The organism is Hymenobacter ruricola, assembly GCF_015694525.1.
Classification (GTDB): domain Bacteria; phylum Bacteroidota; class Bacteroidia; order Cytophagales; family Hymenobacteraceae; genus Hymenobacter; species Hymenobacter ruricola.
The window spans coordinates 601,800-617,204 of sequence record NZ_JADQDM010000002.1; the positions used below are offsets into that span (position 1 = coordinate 601,800).

General features: G+C 62.3%; 9 protein-coding genes and 3 tRNA genes. 5 read left to right on the forward strand and 7 right to left on the reverse strand.

The window, feature by feature from the left end:
• Positions 1 to 66: 66 nt before the first annotated feature.
• The 7 genes from ppk1 to I2H31_RS06715 form a co-directional block, all read right to left on the reverse strand.
• Positions 67 to 2,418: a polyphosphate kinase 1 gene (gene ppk1 / locus I2H31_RS06685; protein WP_230687512.1), complete on the reverse strand. Its 2,352-nt coding sequence runs from the start codon at positions 2,416 to 2,418 to the stop codon at positions 67 to 69.
• A gap of 56 nt (positions 2,419 to 2,474) precedes the next feature.
• Positions 2,475 to 2,855, reverse strand: coding sequence for a RidA family protein (locus I2H31_RS06690; protein ID WP_196292220.1), 381 nt, complete (start codon positions 2,853 to 2,855; stop codon positions 2,475 to 2,477).
• 72 nt (positions 2,856 to 2,927) lie between these two features.
• Entirely contained in the window at positions 2,928 to 4,922 is a 1,995-nt protein-coding gene (gyrB, locus tag I2H31_RS06695; protein ID WP_196292221.1) for a DNA topoisomerase (ATP-hydrolyzing) subunit B, read from the reverse strand.
• 227 nt (positions 4,923 to 5,149) lie between these two features.
• Entirely contained in the window at positions 5,150 to 6,586 is a 1,437-nt protein-coding gene (locus I2H31_RS06700; RefSeq protein ID WP_196292222.1) for a T9SS type A sorting domain-containing protein, read from the reverse strand.
• A gap of 291 nt (positions 6,587 to 6,877) precedes the next feature.
• Positions 6,878 to 6,951, reverse strand: a tRNA-Arg gene (locus tag I2H31_RS06705).
• 21 nt (positions 6,952 to 6,972) lie between these two features.
• Positions 6,973 to 7,046 (reverse strand) — tRNA-Pro (locus I2H31_RS06710).
• A gap of 76 nt (positions 7,047 to 7,122) precedes the next feature.
• Positions 7,123 to 7,213: transfer RNA gene (locus I2H31_RS06715), tRNA-Ser, on the reverse strand.
• A 163-nt stretch (positions 7,214 to 7,376) separates the two neighbouring features.
• Here I2H31_RS06715 and I2H31_RS06720 point away from each other — a divergent pair.
• The 5 genes from I2H31_RS06720 (at position 7,377) to I2H31_RS06740 (ending at position 15,396) form a co-directional block, all read left to right on the forward strand.
• The gene (locus I2H31_RS06720; RefSeq protein ID WP_196292223.1) at positions 7,377 to 8,342 is read left to right on the forward strand and encodes a VWA domain-containing protein; all 966 of its coding nucleotides are present in this window, start codon (positions 7,377 to 7,379) and stop codon (positions 8,340 to 8,342) included.
• Complete coding sequence (locus tag I2H31_RS06725; RefSeq protein ID WP_196292224.1) at positions 8,339 to 9,340, forward strand: tetratricopeptide repeat protein; 1,002 nt, start codon at positions 8,339 to 8,341, stop codon at positions 9,338 to 9,340. Before I2H31_RS06720 ends, I2H31_RS06725 begins: the two co-directional genes overlap by 4 nt.
• A gap of 138 nt (positions 9,341 to 9,478) precedes the next feature.
• Entirely contained in the window at positions 9,479 to 10,663 is a 1,185-nt protein-coding gene (locus I2H31_RS06730; protein ID WP_196292225.1) for an acetyl-CoA C-acyltransferase, read from the forward strand.
• A 221-nt stretch (positions 10,664 to 10,884) separates the two neighbouring features.
• Entirely contained in the window at positions 10,885 to 12,333 is a 1,449-nt protein-coding gene (locus tag I2H31_RS06735) for a toxin-antitoxin system YwqK family antitoxin (RefSeq protein ID WP_196292226.1), read from the forward strand.
• 528 nt (positions 12,334 to 12,861) lie between these two features.
• The gene (locus I2H31_RS06740; RefSeq protein ID WP_196292227.1) at positions 12,862 to 15,396 is read left to right on the forward strand and encodes a TonB-dependent receptor domain-containing protein; all 2,535 of its coding nucleotides are present in this window, start codon (positions 12,862 to 12,864) and stop codon (positions 15,394 to 15,396) included.
• The last annotated feature ends 9 nt before the right edge of the window (positions 15,397 to 15,405 follow it).

The following is a 15,405-nucleotide window of genomic DNA, read 5'->3' on the forward strand; positions in this document are numbered from 1 at the left end:
TCTTAGGAATAGTCACTAAGATGACGGATTGTGTTGCCACGCTCGCAATGACAGCGCGGCACTTAGCTACGCATTCACGACGCCTGCGCTCACGCCTTCCTCGTCGGCATGGCCCACCGGGGTGGCGTCGTCGTCGCACGCCTCGTCGTGCTCGCCTTCACCGAAAGCATCATCGGCGCCGACGTCGTTTGCTTCTGCTGCCAGCGAGGCCGCCTGCTCTGCTTCCTGAGCCGCGGCCGCTACGTCGAGGCGCCGCTGGGCCTGCACGTCCAGCAATGCCAGCATGCCCTCGGCCGTGGCCTGGGCCAACTGCGCTTCGTCGCGTTTGAAGAAGTCTTTGTGCACGTTCACCACGGGTTCGCCGGGCGCGGGCTGCTGACGAATGTAGGCGCCGTCTTCCCGCATCACGTAGCTGTTCTGGTTGTCCATCATATTCATCATCAGAATATTGATGGCTTCGCGTTTAAGCTGTGGGTTAACAATCAAAAACAGCGCTTCAATGCGCCGGTCGAAGCTCCGCACCATGATGTCGGCCGAGCCGGCGTATAGCTTGGCATCGCCGCCGTTGTGGAAGTAGAACAGGCGCGTGTGCTCCAGGTATTCGCCCACAATGCTGCGCACCTCAATGTTGTCGCTCAGCCCCGGACGCCCCGGCCGGAGGCAGCAGATGCCCCGCACCACAAAGCGAATGGGCACGCCGGCCTTGGCGGCCCGGTAAAACTCATCAATCAGTTCCTTGTCTTCGAGCGAATTCATCTTCATCACGATGCCGCTGGGCAATCCCTTTTTGGCCTGCTTCACCTCCTCGCGGATGAGGTGGATGAGCTGCTGGCGCATGTCTTTGGGCGCCGTGATGAGGTACTCGTAGTCGTCGGGCTGCGAGTGCCCGGTGATGACGTTAAAGAATTCCGACACGTCGTGCCCGTAGGTGTCGTTGGTCGTGAGCAGGCTCACGTCGGTGTAGAGGCGGGCGGTTTGCTCGTTGTAGTTGCCCGAGCCGATGTGCACGTAGCGCGTCACCTTCTCCCCTTCCTTGCGGATAATCATGAGCAGTTTGGTGTGCGTCTTGTACTTGCTCACGCCATAAATGACGAAGCAGCCGGCCTTTTCCAGCCGCGCCCCTTCCCGAATGTTCTTCTCCTCATCGAACCGCGCCTTCACCTCAAACAGCACCGACACGTGCTTGCCGTTTTCGGCCGCTTTCAGCAGGGCGGCGCTCACGCGCGAGTCGTCGGCCAGCCGGTAAATGGTCTGCTTGATGCCCAGCACGTGCGGGTCCACGGCGGCCTGCTCCAGCAGGCGCACCATGGGCTCGATGCTGTTGTAGGGGTGGTGCAGCAGCACATCGTGCGTTTTGAGGTACTCGAAGAGGTTTTCTTCGGCGCCTTCAGGTAGGCTCAGGGGCTGTACCGGCGCGGGCATTTTGGCCGTTTTGCCCCGGAAGTTGGGGTGCCGCACTATCTGCCAAAGCCCTTTGAGGTCGATAAGCGAATTGATGACGAAGACGTTGCCGTTGTCAATGTTCCACCGCTCGCGCAGCACCTGCATGAGCGTGGCCGAGGCATTGGGCTCCACTTCCACGCGCACCACCCGGCCGCGCTTGCGGGTTTTCAGGCCCACCTGAATTTCCTTGATGAAGTCGTTGTCGATGTCGTCCGATTCTTCCAGCGTAAAGTCGCCGTTGCGGGTGATGCGGAACAGGTTGGCCGACACAATCTCCACGTTGCGGAACAGGCGCGGCAGAAACTCGCGCACCACTTCCTCGATGGGCACAAAAATGACCTTGTCCTTGCGCGTGAGCTCGAAAAACCGGGTCAGGTTCTGCGGAATCTGCACAAACGTGAGGCGCTCCTGTCCTTTCTCGGCCTCGCCATCCAGCCCCACCGCAATGCCGTTGCCGATGCGCGTGACCACCCCGAAGATGAGCATCTGGTTCATCATCAGCGGGAAGCCGTGGTACGAGTCGTACACCATTGGCGTGAGCAGCGGAAACACGGTGTTTTTGAAGTAGCCGTCGGCCTTCTTCACTTCCAGCTCCGTGAGGTCGCTCATCTTGAGGATGTTGAAGCCGTGCTTTTCAAAGTTGGGCTTCAGCTCGTTCAGGTAAGTCAGGCTCTGGTCGTTCACGAAACGGTGCGCAAAATCCAGCAGCTTGCGCCGAAACGGCAGCTCGCGCAGGCCCGAGTAATCAATCCGCTCTTTGCCGTAATCAAGGTAGTTGTACAGCGAGCCCACGCGAATCATAAAAAATTCGTCCAGGTTCGAGCTGGTGATGGCCAGAAACTTCAGCTTGTCGAACAAACCGCGGCTGGAGTCCTGCACCTGGTCGAGCACGCGGTAGTTGAAGCGCAGCCAGCTCAAATCGCGGCTGATGTATTTGCTTTTGCGGATAAGGTCGGCGGACTTGAAGAGCTTCATAATGGATAACGGAATGCAGGGCAAAATACGGGGCAACGCCCCGTCAACACTACTCTCTACGCGGAAATAATGGCCGTGGCCTCAATTTCCACCAACATGCGCGGGTCAATCAGCGCCCGCACCTCCACCATGGACGTCACGGGCCGGATTTCCCCGAAAATTTCGCCGTGCGCCCGCCCCACGGCTTCCCACTGCGAGATATCGGTGACGAGCATGCGCGTGCGCACCACGTCGGCAAACGATGCCCCGGCCGCCGTTAGTGCCTCGCCTATTTTCTCCAGCGCCCGCCTGGTCTGGGCGTAAGCATCGGCGCCCGTCACCGCGTCGCCGTCCTGTGCCGTGGTGCCGGCCACTTCCACCACGTTGCCCACCCGCACCGCCCGCGAGTAGCCTACCAGGGGCTCATAAGGCGAACCGGAAGAAATCAATTGTCGCATAAGTTGTAAAACAGATAAGTCGTGAAACAGAAAAGGCCCGCTTTGCAGCGGGCCTTTTCGCGTTAGCGCCGGTTACACGTCCAGCTTGGCGTACTTGGCGTTGCGCTCGATGAAGTCGCGCCGCGGGGCCACTTCGTCGCCCATCAGCATCGAGAACAGGTGGTCGGCCTCGGCGGCCGACTCCACCGTCACCTGTTTCAGGGTGCGGGTCATGGGCTGCATGGTGGTGGTCCAAAGCTGCTCGGCGTTCATTTCGCCGAGGCCTTTGTAGCGCTGCACGTTCACAGTTTCAGGCTTGCCGCGGCCGAGGTCTTCCTGGGCCTGGGCGCGCTCCTCTTCGGTCCAGCAGTAGCGTTCCTCCTTGCCGCGCTTCACGAGGTAGAGCGGCGGCAGAGCGATGTAGATATAGCCGCGGTCCACCAACTCGCGCATGTAGCGGAAGAAGAACGTCAGAATCAGCGTGCGGATGTGTGAGCCATCGATGTCGGCGTCGGTCATGATGATGACCTTGTGGTAGCGCAGCTTGTCGAAATTTAAGGGGCCAGTTTCCACGCCCGAATCATCGGTACTGAAGGCCAGGCTCTTGCGCTCGTTGAAGCTAACACCCAGCGCGGTAATCATGTTCTTGATTTCCTCATTCTCCAGAATGCGGTGCTCCTGGGCTTTCTCCACATTCAGGATTTTACCGCGCAGCGGCAGTATGGCCTGGAACGCCCGGTTGCGGCCCTGTTTGGCGGTGCCTCCGGCCGAGTCCCCTTCCACGAGGTACAATTCGCAGATTTCCGGGTCCGACTCTGAGCAGTCGGCCAGCTTGCCCGGCAGGCTGTTGCTGCTGAGCACGCCCTTGCGCTGCACCATGTCCTTGGCCTTGCGGGCGGCGATGCGGGCCTTGGCGGCCAGTATCACCTTCTCCATGATTTTGTTGGCCTGGTTGGGGTTTTCGTCCAGGTACTGCGTCAGGATTTCGCCCACCACCGAGTTCACCGCACCGCTCACTTCGGAGTTGCCCAGCTTGGTTTTGGTCTGGCCCTCAAACTGCGGCTCCTGCACTTTCACCGAGATAACAGCCGTGAGGCCCTCGCGGAAGTCGTCGCCGGTGATTTCCACCTTGGCTTTCTCAAACAGCTTGTTCTTGTCGCCGTAGTTTTTCAGCACCCGCGTCACCGCCGAGCGGAAGCCGCCCACGTGCGTGCCGCCTTCGATGGTGTTGATGTTGTTGACGTAGGAATAGACGTTTTCCTGGTACGAGGTGTTGTACTGCAACGCCACTTCCACCGGCGTGCCGCCCTTCTCGCTTTCCACGTAAATGGGCTCCGAAAGCAACGAAGGCCGCTGCTCGCCGTCGAGGTACTGCACGAAATCGCGCAGGCCGCCGGTGGAGTAAAACTCCTCGTAGCGGAACTCGCCGCCTTCCACCTTCTCGCGGCGGTCGGTGAGGGTGATGCGGATGCCCTTGTTCAGGTACGACAAGTCGCGCAGGCGCGAGGCAATGGTGTCGTAGCGGTACTCGGTTTCGGAGAAGATGGTGGGGTCGGGCAAGAACTGTACTTCCGTGCCGTGCTCGTCGGTGTCGCCGATTTCCTTCACGTCGTACTGCGGGAAGCCAATCTTGTATTCCTGCTGGTACACGTGGCCTTTGCTGCGCACGGTCACCTTCAGGTCGGTGCTGAGCGCGTTCACGCAACTTACGCCCACGCCGTGCAGGCCGCCCGATACTTTGTAGGAGCCTTTGTCGAACTTGCCGCCGGCGTGCAGCACGGTCAGCACCACTTCCAGGGCCGACTTGCCCTCCTTGGCGTGGTAGCCCACCGGAATGCCGCGGCCGTTGTCGCGCACCGTGATGGAGTTATTTTCGTTGATGGTGACGTTAATCAGGTCGCAATGCCCGGCGAGGGCTTCGTCAATCGAGTTGTCGACCACTTCCCACACCAAGTGGTGCAGGCCTTTGAGGCCGGTGTCGCCGATGTACATGCTGGGCCGCTTGCGCACGGCCTCCAATCCTTCGAGTACTTGAATGCTGTCAGCGGTGTATTCCGGCTGCACGGTTTTTTCGGTTGTTTCGCTCATGAGGGCGGGGTTAAATCAGGTCGTAAAACCACCCAACGGGCGGCTAGGTACTGAACACTCAAAAGTACATATTTAATCCCATTTTCAGGAATTTTCGCGGTTTTTATCCTCGGATTTTTTCATTTTTGAGCACCTGAAAAAGTCTTCCGGAATCCTCGCCAGCCGGACATAAAAAAAGGCCTCTCCCGGGCAGGGAGAGGCCTTTTTTCAAGAAGTTGAATCCGTGCTTAGTTGATAACCACTTTCTGGGTGGCGATGCCGGCATCGGTGCGGAATTGCAGGGTGTATACCCCGGCCTTTTCGTTGCTCAGGTCGAGGTTGAAGGCTTTCGAGCCCACCGAAGTAGCGCTTACCGATTGCGACTTCACCTGACGGCCCATGGCATCCACCACGGTCAGTTGGGCGTTGCCTTTCAAGGCCGAGCCCAAGTCAACGCTGAACACGCCCGTATTGCTGGGGTTGGGGTACACCGAGAGGGCGCTTTGCAGGGCCTTGTCGCGGGTGCCCGTCAGCACGATGTTGCTGGCTTTGTACAGGCCGCCGACGCCCGTAGCGTCCGTTTGCAGGCCGCCGTAGCCGGCCGCCGAGTTAGAGTTGGCGCCAGCAATTAGGTCCATGGCAAAGAATTCGGCCCCGCCGGTCACGATGTTAGTCCAGTTGATGCCATCGACGCTGGTCGAGAAGCCGAAGTCGTCGTTGCCCAGGGCAGAGGGGAAGCGCTGGCCCGAGCTGTAGAAGCGGCCGTTCACCGCGTCGATGGCGTAGCGGAAGAAGCTGCCAGTGGCGTTGTTAACGGGCGTGATGGTCTGCCAGGTGGCGCCGCCGTCGGAGGTCCGAATCACGTTCACGGCCGTTACATCGCTGCCTGCAATTTTCGTATTGTAAGCAATGCCGTTTTGCGCGTCGCGGAAGGCTAAATGAGAAATGGTTTCCGTCAGGGGTGTAGGGGTGCTCACCGTCCAGGTAACGCCGCGGTCAGTGGATTTGAATACCCTTTCCTGGTCGTTGGTACCCAGCGAAGCACCGCCGAACCAAATGGTGTTGCCCAAAGCGAAATAAGAGCCCACCAGCGCGGCTTCGCCCGTGGCAGGCGTGATGGCCGCGCTCTGGGGGATGCGTGACCAGGTAGCGCCGCCATCGGTGGTGCGGTAAATTTCAAAGTAGCCGCCCACCGGGTCGCCGACGGCCACGCCCACGCTGGCGTCGAACATGTGCACGAAGTCGAGGAAGCTGGCCGAGTTGGTGAATTGCGAAGCCGTGGTGGTTTTCGTCCAGCCCAAGCCCCCGTTGGTGGTGCGCAGGATTTCGCCACCGCCGGCCGAACCGAATTTACCTACTACCGCTGTGGTTGCCGAGACGCCGGAAATGTTGGTGGCTTCGAAGGCTTGGTTTGAGCCAGTGGCGTTAATAGCATCGAAGTCAAACTCGTCGCCCGCAGCATTGTTGGTGCGGAAAAAGTAGTTGGTGTTGCCCGAAGGCCGTTCGAAGGCGGTGGCCCACGCCACGTTAGCGGATACGGTGCTGACGTTGTCGACGCGGTAGCCCGGCGCCAGCGCACCGGAGTTGTTCAAGTTCACCTGCACCCAAGGGCCGAGGTTCACGGTCTGGGCGTGCGCGCCGATGGCGGCACCAAGCAAACCCAGGGAAAGTAGGAATTTCTTCATGATTAAAAAAAGTGATTTAGGGTGGCGAAAAGGGAGGGGAATGGGCAAGGAATCTCCAAAAAAGGGCGGCGGTTTAGGCGCCAACCGTCCTCATTTGGGGGCCAAGATAAGGAAAACAGCCGATTCCCTCCGCGCAAAACGTTGGTTTGCCTCTCAGTGTTACGCAAATCCGTCAGGTAATGTAGTGGCCGTCACGGTTCTGTTATACTCACTTCCGGCTCGCAATAAAATGACGCGCGGCTGCGTTGCACGAAAAAGCCCTTCCCCGTTGCGGGGAAGGGCTTTTTCGTGTGGCCCCGTTTGGATTCGAACCAAAGACCGACTACTTAGAAGGTAGTTGCTCTATCCAGCTGAGCTACGGGGTCGAAACGGGGCGGGAAAATGTGTCGGGGTGGCAGGATTCGAACCTACGACCTCCTGCTCCCAAAGCAGGCGCGATACCGGGCTACGCTACACCCCGAAAAAAATAATGTTGAGTTTGGAAAGCTTCCTACTGGGTGGAGCCCCAATGGGACGCTTTCGCAACCCAACATTATTGGTGGAGAAGGGGGGATTCGAACCCCCGGTAACCTTTAGAGCTACGGCAGTTTAGCAAACTACTGGTTTCAGCCACTCACCCACTTCTCCAGGCTGGTTTCGCTTCCGTCCGAAGCGGGTGCAAATATACGGGCCGAACTGAATTAGCCATACCCCGAGCGAAAAATTTATCTTTGGACCGCGCAAGCGCATTGGCCCGGCCCCCGCCACCTTTGTCGCAAGGCGTAGTTTTCCTCTCATCTCCTTTCCGCACTTGCTAACCTGGGCGTATCCTGATTTTGTGGCCGCGGGCCTGGTGCTGGCCCTGGCGCTGCTGCTGCTGGGCCGGCACTGGCGCCGCGCCGGCCGCGCCGGGCGGGCGCTGGGCACCCGGGCGCGGCACCGCGGCTGGAAGCTGGCCCCGCGCCTGCTGGCGGGGCTGGGGCTGCTGGCGGCCGCGCTGGGCCCGTCGCTGGGCGTGAGCCAGCGGCCGGTGCGCACGGCCGGCAAAGACGTGTGGCTGCTGGTGGACGTGTCGCGCTCGATGGACGCCCCGGACGTGGCCCCTACCCGCCTGCTCCGGGCCCAGGCCGAGCTGGAGGAACTGGTGGCGCAGTTTCCGGCCGACCGGCTGGGCGTGGTGGTGTTTGGGGCGGAAGCGGTGGTGCAGTGCCCGCTGACCTACGACCAGGCGGCCGTGCAGGTCTTCATCCGCACCCTGCGCACCAGCCTGCTCCCGGCCGGCCCCACCACCCTGCGCGAGCCCCTGGAGCTGGTGCTGAAGCGGCTGGGCCCAACCGCCGGCACGCCGCGGGCCACCGCCCTGGTGCTGGTGAGCGACGGCGAAGACTTCGGCGAAAACCTGGAGCCGGTGCTGCGGGAGATGGCCCGGGCCGGGGCGCGGGTGTACACAGTGGGGGTGGGAACAGCCAAGGGCAGCAAAATCCCCCAGCCCGGGGGCGGCTACCTGCGCGATGGCAAGGGCCAAGTGGTGGAAAGCCGCCTGCGCGAAGCCCCGCTGCTCCAGTTGGCGGCCCAAACCGGCGGCCAATACGTGGAGCTAAGCAACCAGCAAAACGGCTTTGAGCCGCTGCTGCGCCTGCTGCGCAACATGCCCGGCGTGGCCGAGCAGGTGCGCACCGTGGCCGTGGCCGACAACCGCTACCGCTACCCGCTGGCGGCCGCGCTGCTGCTGCTGGCCCTTGACGTGGTGCTCACTTTAACCATTATAAAGCCGTGAAATACCTCGCCTTGATGATATTGCTGGCGGGTGGCCCCGGCTGGGCGCTGCTGACGCAGGTGCGCGACCGCAACGCGGCCGTCAATACCGGCACCATTGCGTACAAGCGGGGGGCTGTTGCCCGCGCCGCCATTGCGTTTCAAGCCGCTGTGAATGCCACAACCCGGCGCCCCCCCGACCCCCGACTGGTGCTGAACCTGGCCCACGCCCGGACCCGGGCGGGACAGCTGGCGCCAGCGGCCAGCACGTACAGCAAACTGCTAACGGGCGCGCCGGCCGAGTTGAGCAGCGTGGCGCGGCAGCAACTGGCGGTGCTGGCCGCGCAACGCGGCGAAACGGCGCAGGCCGTGGGCCTGTTGCGCCAGGCCTTGGTGCTGGACCCGAACAACGCCGGAGCGCGCTATGACTACGAAGTGCTGACGGAATACCTGGCCAAGCGGCCAAACGCTCCGAAGATTCCCTCCCCGCCGCCAGCCGCCGACAAGCAAAAGCCCTCTCCGGAAAAAGAAGGAAAGGCCCAGAGCCAGCCCGCCGAAAAAGCCGGCACCGACCACCAAGGGCAAACCAACGACCAAAGACCGAGCCCCACGCCGCCTTCTGGCCCACCCCAGCCGCAGCCCGACCCGGCGGGCCAGCCCGACAACCAACGACCTCGCCCTGCAGACGGCACGGCCGCCAAGGGCGGGCGCACGCCCGGAGCCGGGCCCGAGCAGCCGCTGCCATTGGGCGAGCTGCCGGGCCAGCAGCGCGGGCTGGACCGCGGGACTGCTTCCCCGGCTTCGGGCGGCAAGGGGCGCAGCAACCGCCCTGGCACGGAAGCCGCCACCCCGGCCGACGTGCAGCTGCAAACCCAGCGCGAGCGCCTGCAAGCCATGAACCTGAGCCCGGCCCAGGCCCGCCAACTCCTCGAAACCCTGCGCGCCCAGGAGCAGCAGTACCTGCAACAGGTGGCGCGACCGGCGGCTCAGAAGCCCGACCCCAACAAGCCTACTTGGTAATCAGGCATTGGCAGTGAGCTGATTGCCAGCCAAACCAAACCTGGCTAACGCCTGTTAGGCTGCCGGCTGATTCGGGGGCGCTAAATCCGTACTTTTGCGGCCAGATTCATCCTCCCACCCCACCTTACATTTTTCGGTATGCAAACCAAAGAAGTTGTCATTATTTCCGCCGTCCGCACGCCCATTGGGTCATTTGGCGGGGCGCTGGCGTCGTTGTCGGCCACTGAGCTGGGCGCCATTGCCCTCAAAGGCGCCCTGGACAAAGCCGGCGTTGCGCCGTCGGAAGTCGAGCAGGTGATTATGGGCAACGTGATTTCGGCCAACCTGGGCCAGGCGCCCGCCCGCCAGGCCGCCAAGAAAGCCGGCCTGCCCGACACCGTGGAATGCACCACGGTGAACAAGGTGTGCGCCTCGGGCTCGAAGGCCATCATGTTTGCGGCCCAGGCCATCATGCTGGGGCAGGCCGACGTGATTCTGGCCGGCGGCATGGAGAGCATGAGCAACGTGCCCTACTACCTCGACAAAGCCCGTTTCGGCGCCAAGTACGGCCACGGCCAGATGATTGACGGCCTCGTGCGCGACGGCCTCTGGGACCCCTACCACGACTACGCCATGGGCAACGCGGCCGAAAACACGGCCAAGGAAATGGGCATCACCCGCGAAGAGCAGGACGCTTTCGCCATCGAGAGCTACACCCGCAGCGCCGCCGCGGCCAAAGCCGGCAAAAAGAAAGACGAAATTGTGCCCGTGACCATCGAGAGCCGCGGCAAAACCACCGTCATCGAAGACGACGAGGAATACCTGAAAGTGGATTTCGCCAAAGTGCCCGGCCTGAAACCCGCTTTCATCAAAGAAAACGGCACCGTGACGGCCGCCAACGCCTCCACGCTGAACGACGGCGCCGCCGCCGTGCTGCTGATGAGCCGCGAGAAAGCCGACGCGCTGGGCCTCTCCCCCATCGGCCGCATCCTGGGCTTCGCCGACGCCGAGCAGGCGCCGGAGTGGTTCACGACCTCGCCCGCGCTGGCCATTCCGAAGGCGCTGAAAAACGCCGGCAAGACAGCCGCTGACGTGGATTTCTACGAAATCAACGAGGCGTTCTCGGTGGTGAGCCTGGCCAACAACAAGCTGCTGAACCTGGAAGGGACCAAGGTGAACAAGTACGGCGGGGCCGTGAGCCTGGGCCACCCGCTGGGTGCCTCCGGTGCGCGCATCGTGACCACGCTGATGAACGTGCTCAAGAATGAGGGCGGCAAAATCGGCGTGACCGGCATCTGCAACGGCGGCGGCGGCGCCAGCGCCATTGTGGTGGAGGCGCTGTAGTTTAAAACTTATTAGCCCGTCATGCCGAGCGCAGCGAAGCAACTTTACTGCTTCGTTGCATTCAAAGGATTACTACTGAGGTAAAGATGCTTTGCTGCGCTCGGCATGACGTTCAATGATTTGAAGAAGCCCCGCCGAAATTCGGCGGGGCTTTTTTGGGCCCAACTTTTAGTGTCCGTTTGCCATCGCACGGAAAACACCTTTTCTGCGTTCTTGCGCCTATGAAATACCTGGTTCCTTTTTTCTTTTTGTTGCTGGCGCTGCCCTCGCACGGCCAACGGCTGAGGCGTTTTATTTCGTATTACGATTCTCTGAAAACCAGCAAGCGGGAAGTGTATACCGCTTTGGTGGCGGCCGATACCGTGCCGCAGGGCACCTACAAGCGGTTTTATCGCAACGGCAAGTTGGAGCAGCAAACCAGCTTCACGCAGGGCAAGCGCGACTCGGCCTACGTGGAGTTTCACCCCACCGGCACGCGGCGGCTGGAGGCCACTTATAAGGACGGCATCCGGCAGGGCCCGTTCAAAACCTATTACGACGACGGGCACGTGGCGCAGGCGGGCTTCTTTGAGAACGACGAGCCCAACGGCGAAATCACCTACTACCACCCCGACGGCTCGGTGAAGCTGCGCACCACCCTCACCAAGGGCCAGCCCAACGGCGCCTTGAAGGCGCTGTACCCCGACGGCAAGACCCAGGCCGAAATCACCTACGTGGACGGGCAGCCCAACGGCGCGGTGAAGTTTTACTACCCCAACGGCGTGGTGCAGAGCGAAGGCAGCTTCTCAAAAGGCCTGCTTTCGGGCCCCTACAAAACGTATTATCCCAACTCGCAGATTGAGGTGGAAGTGCTGGCCGATAAAAACGGCCGGGGCCGCTACCGCAGCTACTACATGAGCGGCAAGCTGCAGACGGAGAGCACCTACGCCCCCGCCCCGCTGCAGCAGCGCGCGGTGAAAAACCCGCTCGGCGACGACCTCACCAAGCGCGCGGCGCCCGTCAGCGGCACGGCCAACCTCGACGGCCCGGCCACCAGCTACTACGAGAGCGGGCAGATAAAGTCAAAAATGACGTACCGCAACGGCGTGCTCATCGGCCACGGCGTGGAGTACTTCGAAAACGGCAACCTGCGCGAAGAAACCGACTACAGCAACGGCGGCAAGGACCGCAAAATCACGCGCTACCACGACGTGGCCGGGCAGCTCAAGCAGGCCGAAGAACAGTACAAGAGCAACCGCCCGGCCGGCACCTGGCGCGAGTTTTACCCCGATGGCAAGACGCCCCGCAAGGTGGAAACCTACGGCCCCCAGGGCAAGCTGGTGGGCGAGCGCCTCACCTATTTTGAAAGCGGCGCGGTGCAAAGCCGGCAGCCGTATCTGAACGGGTTCATGGCCGGCGTGGCGCAGGAATATTTCCCCTCGGGCAAGGTGCGCAAGGAAACCACCTACGTGCGCAGCGCCATTCAAGGGCCCTTCAAGGAATACCGGGAAGACGGCTCCCTGGCCGTGAACGGCCTGTACCGCAACAGCAAGCAAAGCGGCGTCTGGACCTACTACAAGGAAGACGGCCAAACCGTGGACCGCACCGTGACCTACCGCAACGGCGTACTGGTGGCCGACCCCGTGCACCAGCCCAAACCCAAGCCCAAGGCACCGCTGAAGCGCAAGTAGCGACGCATCTTGGTGCCTTCGCGTCCCGCGGCTGGCCTTCGTACGGGCAGCATTTGGTGACGGGACGTCAGAATGCGTTGCCGCAGATTCCTCCATTTTAGCAAAGCTCCGGCCTTCATGGTCGGAGCTTTTTGTTTTTGCAAAAAAAAATCTGGGGGAATGAGGCAACCGCCGTGCGACGCCTGGCATCTGCTGTGCCGTACCCGCCGGACTAAAAGCGGGAGTTCGAAAAAGCAGTGAAAAAATCTCATACTGCTTACCAATTGAATTCCAACATGTAACACCGCACTGGCTTTTGCTTAATGAAAATTTATTTTACCAGTACCTTGCGTTACAAAGTACCTGTCTTACATTTGTTCTGTTCTTAGCCCAGTAGCTGAGCTTAGCGGGTACCCACGATGGCCCGCTAGCCAGCCGAATCCACTCACCGGAGTCAGGGCGGCCGAGTTGCTCACCACCCAGCGGAACCGCGGCCGCTGCCTGCCCCGAGCTACTCCCCCGTTCGCCTCACCACTCACTTTCTGCACCATGAAAACGTTTTGCACTGCTTCTACTCGCCTTTTTTCGAGCCCCTGGCTGCGGGGCGTGGTCCTTCTTTCTTTCCTGATGCCGCTGGGGGCGGCGGCCCAGACGGGCGGCGCGGGCCGCGTCAGCGGCAGCCTGGTGGAAGAGGGCTCGGGCAAACCAGTGCCCTTTTCCGACGTGGTGCTGCTTCGCGCGGCAGATTCCACGTTCGTAAGTGCAGCCCAAACTACGGAGCAGGGCGCGTTCAACGCCGCCGGCCTGCCGCTGGGCACCTACCTGATGCGGGTGCAGGACCTGAACTATAAGGTATTGCGCCGCCGCTTCACGCTGACGGCCGCCGCGCCCGCGGCGGAGTTTGCCGGACTGAGAATGACGGCCGCCACGGCCACCAGGCTCAGCGAAGTGGTGGTGACGGGCGAGAAGGCCACGGTGGTGGAAGAGCTCGGCAAGCGCGTGATTAACGTGGAAAAAGACCTGGGCAGCGTGGGCGGCACGGCGGCCAATGTGCTGCAAAATGTGCCCTCGGTGAGCGTGGACGTCAATGGCACGGTTTCGATGCGCGGCACTTCCAACGTCACCATCCTCATCGACGGCAAGCCGGCGGGCGTGAGCAACGGCGGCACCGGCGGCCAGCGGCTCGACCAGATTCCGGCCTCGCGCATTGCCCAGGTCGAAGTCATCACCAACCCCTCGGCCAAGTACGACGCGGCCGGCGGCGGCGGGGTCATCAATCTCATTACCAAGAAAGAAACCAAGAACGGCACCAACGGCACGGCCGCCCTTAACCTCGGCACCGCCGACAAGTACAGCGGCAACCTCAACCTGAGCCGCAAGCAGGGCAAAGCCACCTGGAGCGCCGGCTACAACGGCCGCGACGTGAGCTACCGCAGCCACGGCCACTCCGAGCAAAACGCCCTGCTGGGCGCCGAAACCGTGCGCACCACGCAGGTGGCTTCGGGCATCGAAACCCACCGCAACCACAACGTGCAGGTGGGCGTGGAGCTGGCCCTGCCCAAAGACCAGAGCCTGAGCCTGAACGTGAGCCCCGGCACCGAAGTGAACCTGGAGGGCGAAAGCCAGGACCTGACCCAGCAAACCGGCAACGGCCCCGTGCAGCGCGCCCGCGGCCGCCAGGACCTCGACGTGCGGGTGAAAATCCTGAACTTTGACGGCAACTACCGCCGCACCTGGGAAGCGCACAAGGGCCGCGAGCTGAGCGCCAACTTCGGCGGCGTGGTGATTGACGCCACCGTGCCGGTGGTGCAGCGGCAGTACGTGGAGGCCGGCTCGACTGGCGCGCCGCAGCCCGGCACCCGGCAGCAGCTCGACTTGCTGGCCAACGTGCAGTTTGCCCAAGTGGACTACACTCACCCGCTGGCCGATGGCAAAGGCCGCCTCGAAATGGGCGCCAAAGTGGAACACCAGACCAACCGCGGCAGCAACAAATTCGGCTACGCTGCCAGCGAAAACCGCCCCGACGATTTCCAGGACGACCCCAACCGCTCGCTCGACTACACGTCCGACCAGCTGGTGCCGGCCGCTTACGTCACCTATCAGCGCCCCCTCGGCGCGAAGTGGAGCGCCCAGGCCGGCCTGCGCTCCGAGTACACCGTCCTGAGCGGCAGCATTCAGGGCGGGGTGGGCATTCAGCAGCGCGGCAGCCTGGCCCAGGACTACCTCAACTTCTTCCCCTCGGCTACGATTAACCGCGAGTTTGGCAAGGAGCCCGGCCAGAACCGCCTGCAGCTGAGCTACGCCCGCCGCCTCAACCGGCCCAACTTCATGCAGCAGCTGCCGCTGGCCATTTACCAGGACCCGCGCAGCTACCGCCTCGGCAACCCGCGTTTGCGGGCCGAATTCAGCCACAACATCGAGCTGGGCCACCAATTGAACCTCGGCCAGGCCACCATCACCAGCACCGTGTTTGCCCGCATCACCACCAACAGCATCCAGCGCCTGCGCTTCGTGGACACCACGGCCACCCGCCTGGCCGGGCCCGGCGCCGGCCTTGTGACCGCCGAAACCTACGACAACCTCGGCACCACCACCAACCTCGGCGCCGAGCTCAGCCTCAACCAGCCCTTGGCCAAATGGTGGCGCCTGAACGCCAGCACCAGCCTCTACCGCGCCCAGATTGCCGGCAACGGCATCGGCAACAACCGCACGGCCCTGGTGGGCACCGCCCGCCTTGCCAACAACTTCACCCTCCGCCCCACCCTGGACGTGCAGCTGAGCGGCAACGTGCGCTCGGCCTCGCTCACGGCCCAGGGCCGGCAGCTGGCCTGGGGCCAACTGGACCTGGCCCTGCGCCAGCGCCTGTTCGCCGACCGCGCCGCCCTCACCCTGCGCATCTCCGACCTGCTGAACACCAGCTCCTACCGCTCCGAAATTGAAACCGCCGACCTGAGCAGCTACCGCTACTCCAAAGACGAAAGCCGCGTGGGCTGGCTGGGCTTCACCTGGTACATCGGCGCCAGCAAGGCCAAGCCGGGCCGCATCGAGGCCGGACCCCAGGGCGGCGGCGGCTTCGGCGGCTGATTTGCCTGA

Bases quoted from the DNA above. Each gene is read 5' to 3' on its own strand.
- I2H31_RS06735 (WP_196292226.1), top strand. From the start codon at position 10,885: ATGAAATACCTGGTTCCTTTTTTCTTTTTGTTGCTGGCGCTGCCCTCG.
- ppk1 (WP_230687512.1), bottom strand. From the start codon at position 2,418: ATGAAGCTCTTCAAGTCCGCCGACCTTATCCGCAAAAGCAAATACATC.
- I2H31_RS06730 (WP_196292225.1), top strand. From the start codon at position 9,479: ATGCAAACCAAAGAAGTTGTCATTATTTCCGCCGTCCGCACGCCCATT.
- I2H31_RS06700 (WP_196292222.1), bottom strand. From the start codon at position 6,586: ATGAAGAAATTCCTACTTTCCCTGGGTTTGCTTGGTGCCGCCATCGGC.
- I2H31_RS06740 (WP_196292227.1), top strand. From the start codon at position 12,862: ATGAAAACGTTTTGCACTGCTTCTACTCGCCTTTTTTCGAGCCCCTGG.
- I2H31_RS06690 (WP_196292220.1), bottom strand. From the start codon at position 2,855: ATGCGACAATTGATTTCTTCCGGTTCGCCTTATGAGCCCCTGGTAGGC.
- gyrB (WP_196292221.1), bottom strand. From the start codon at position 4,922: ATGAGCGAAACAACCGAAAAAACCGTGCAGCCGGAATACACCGCTGAC.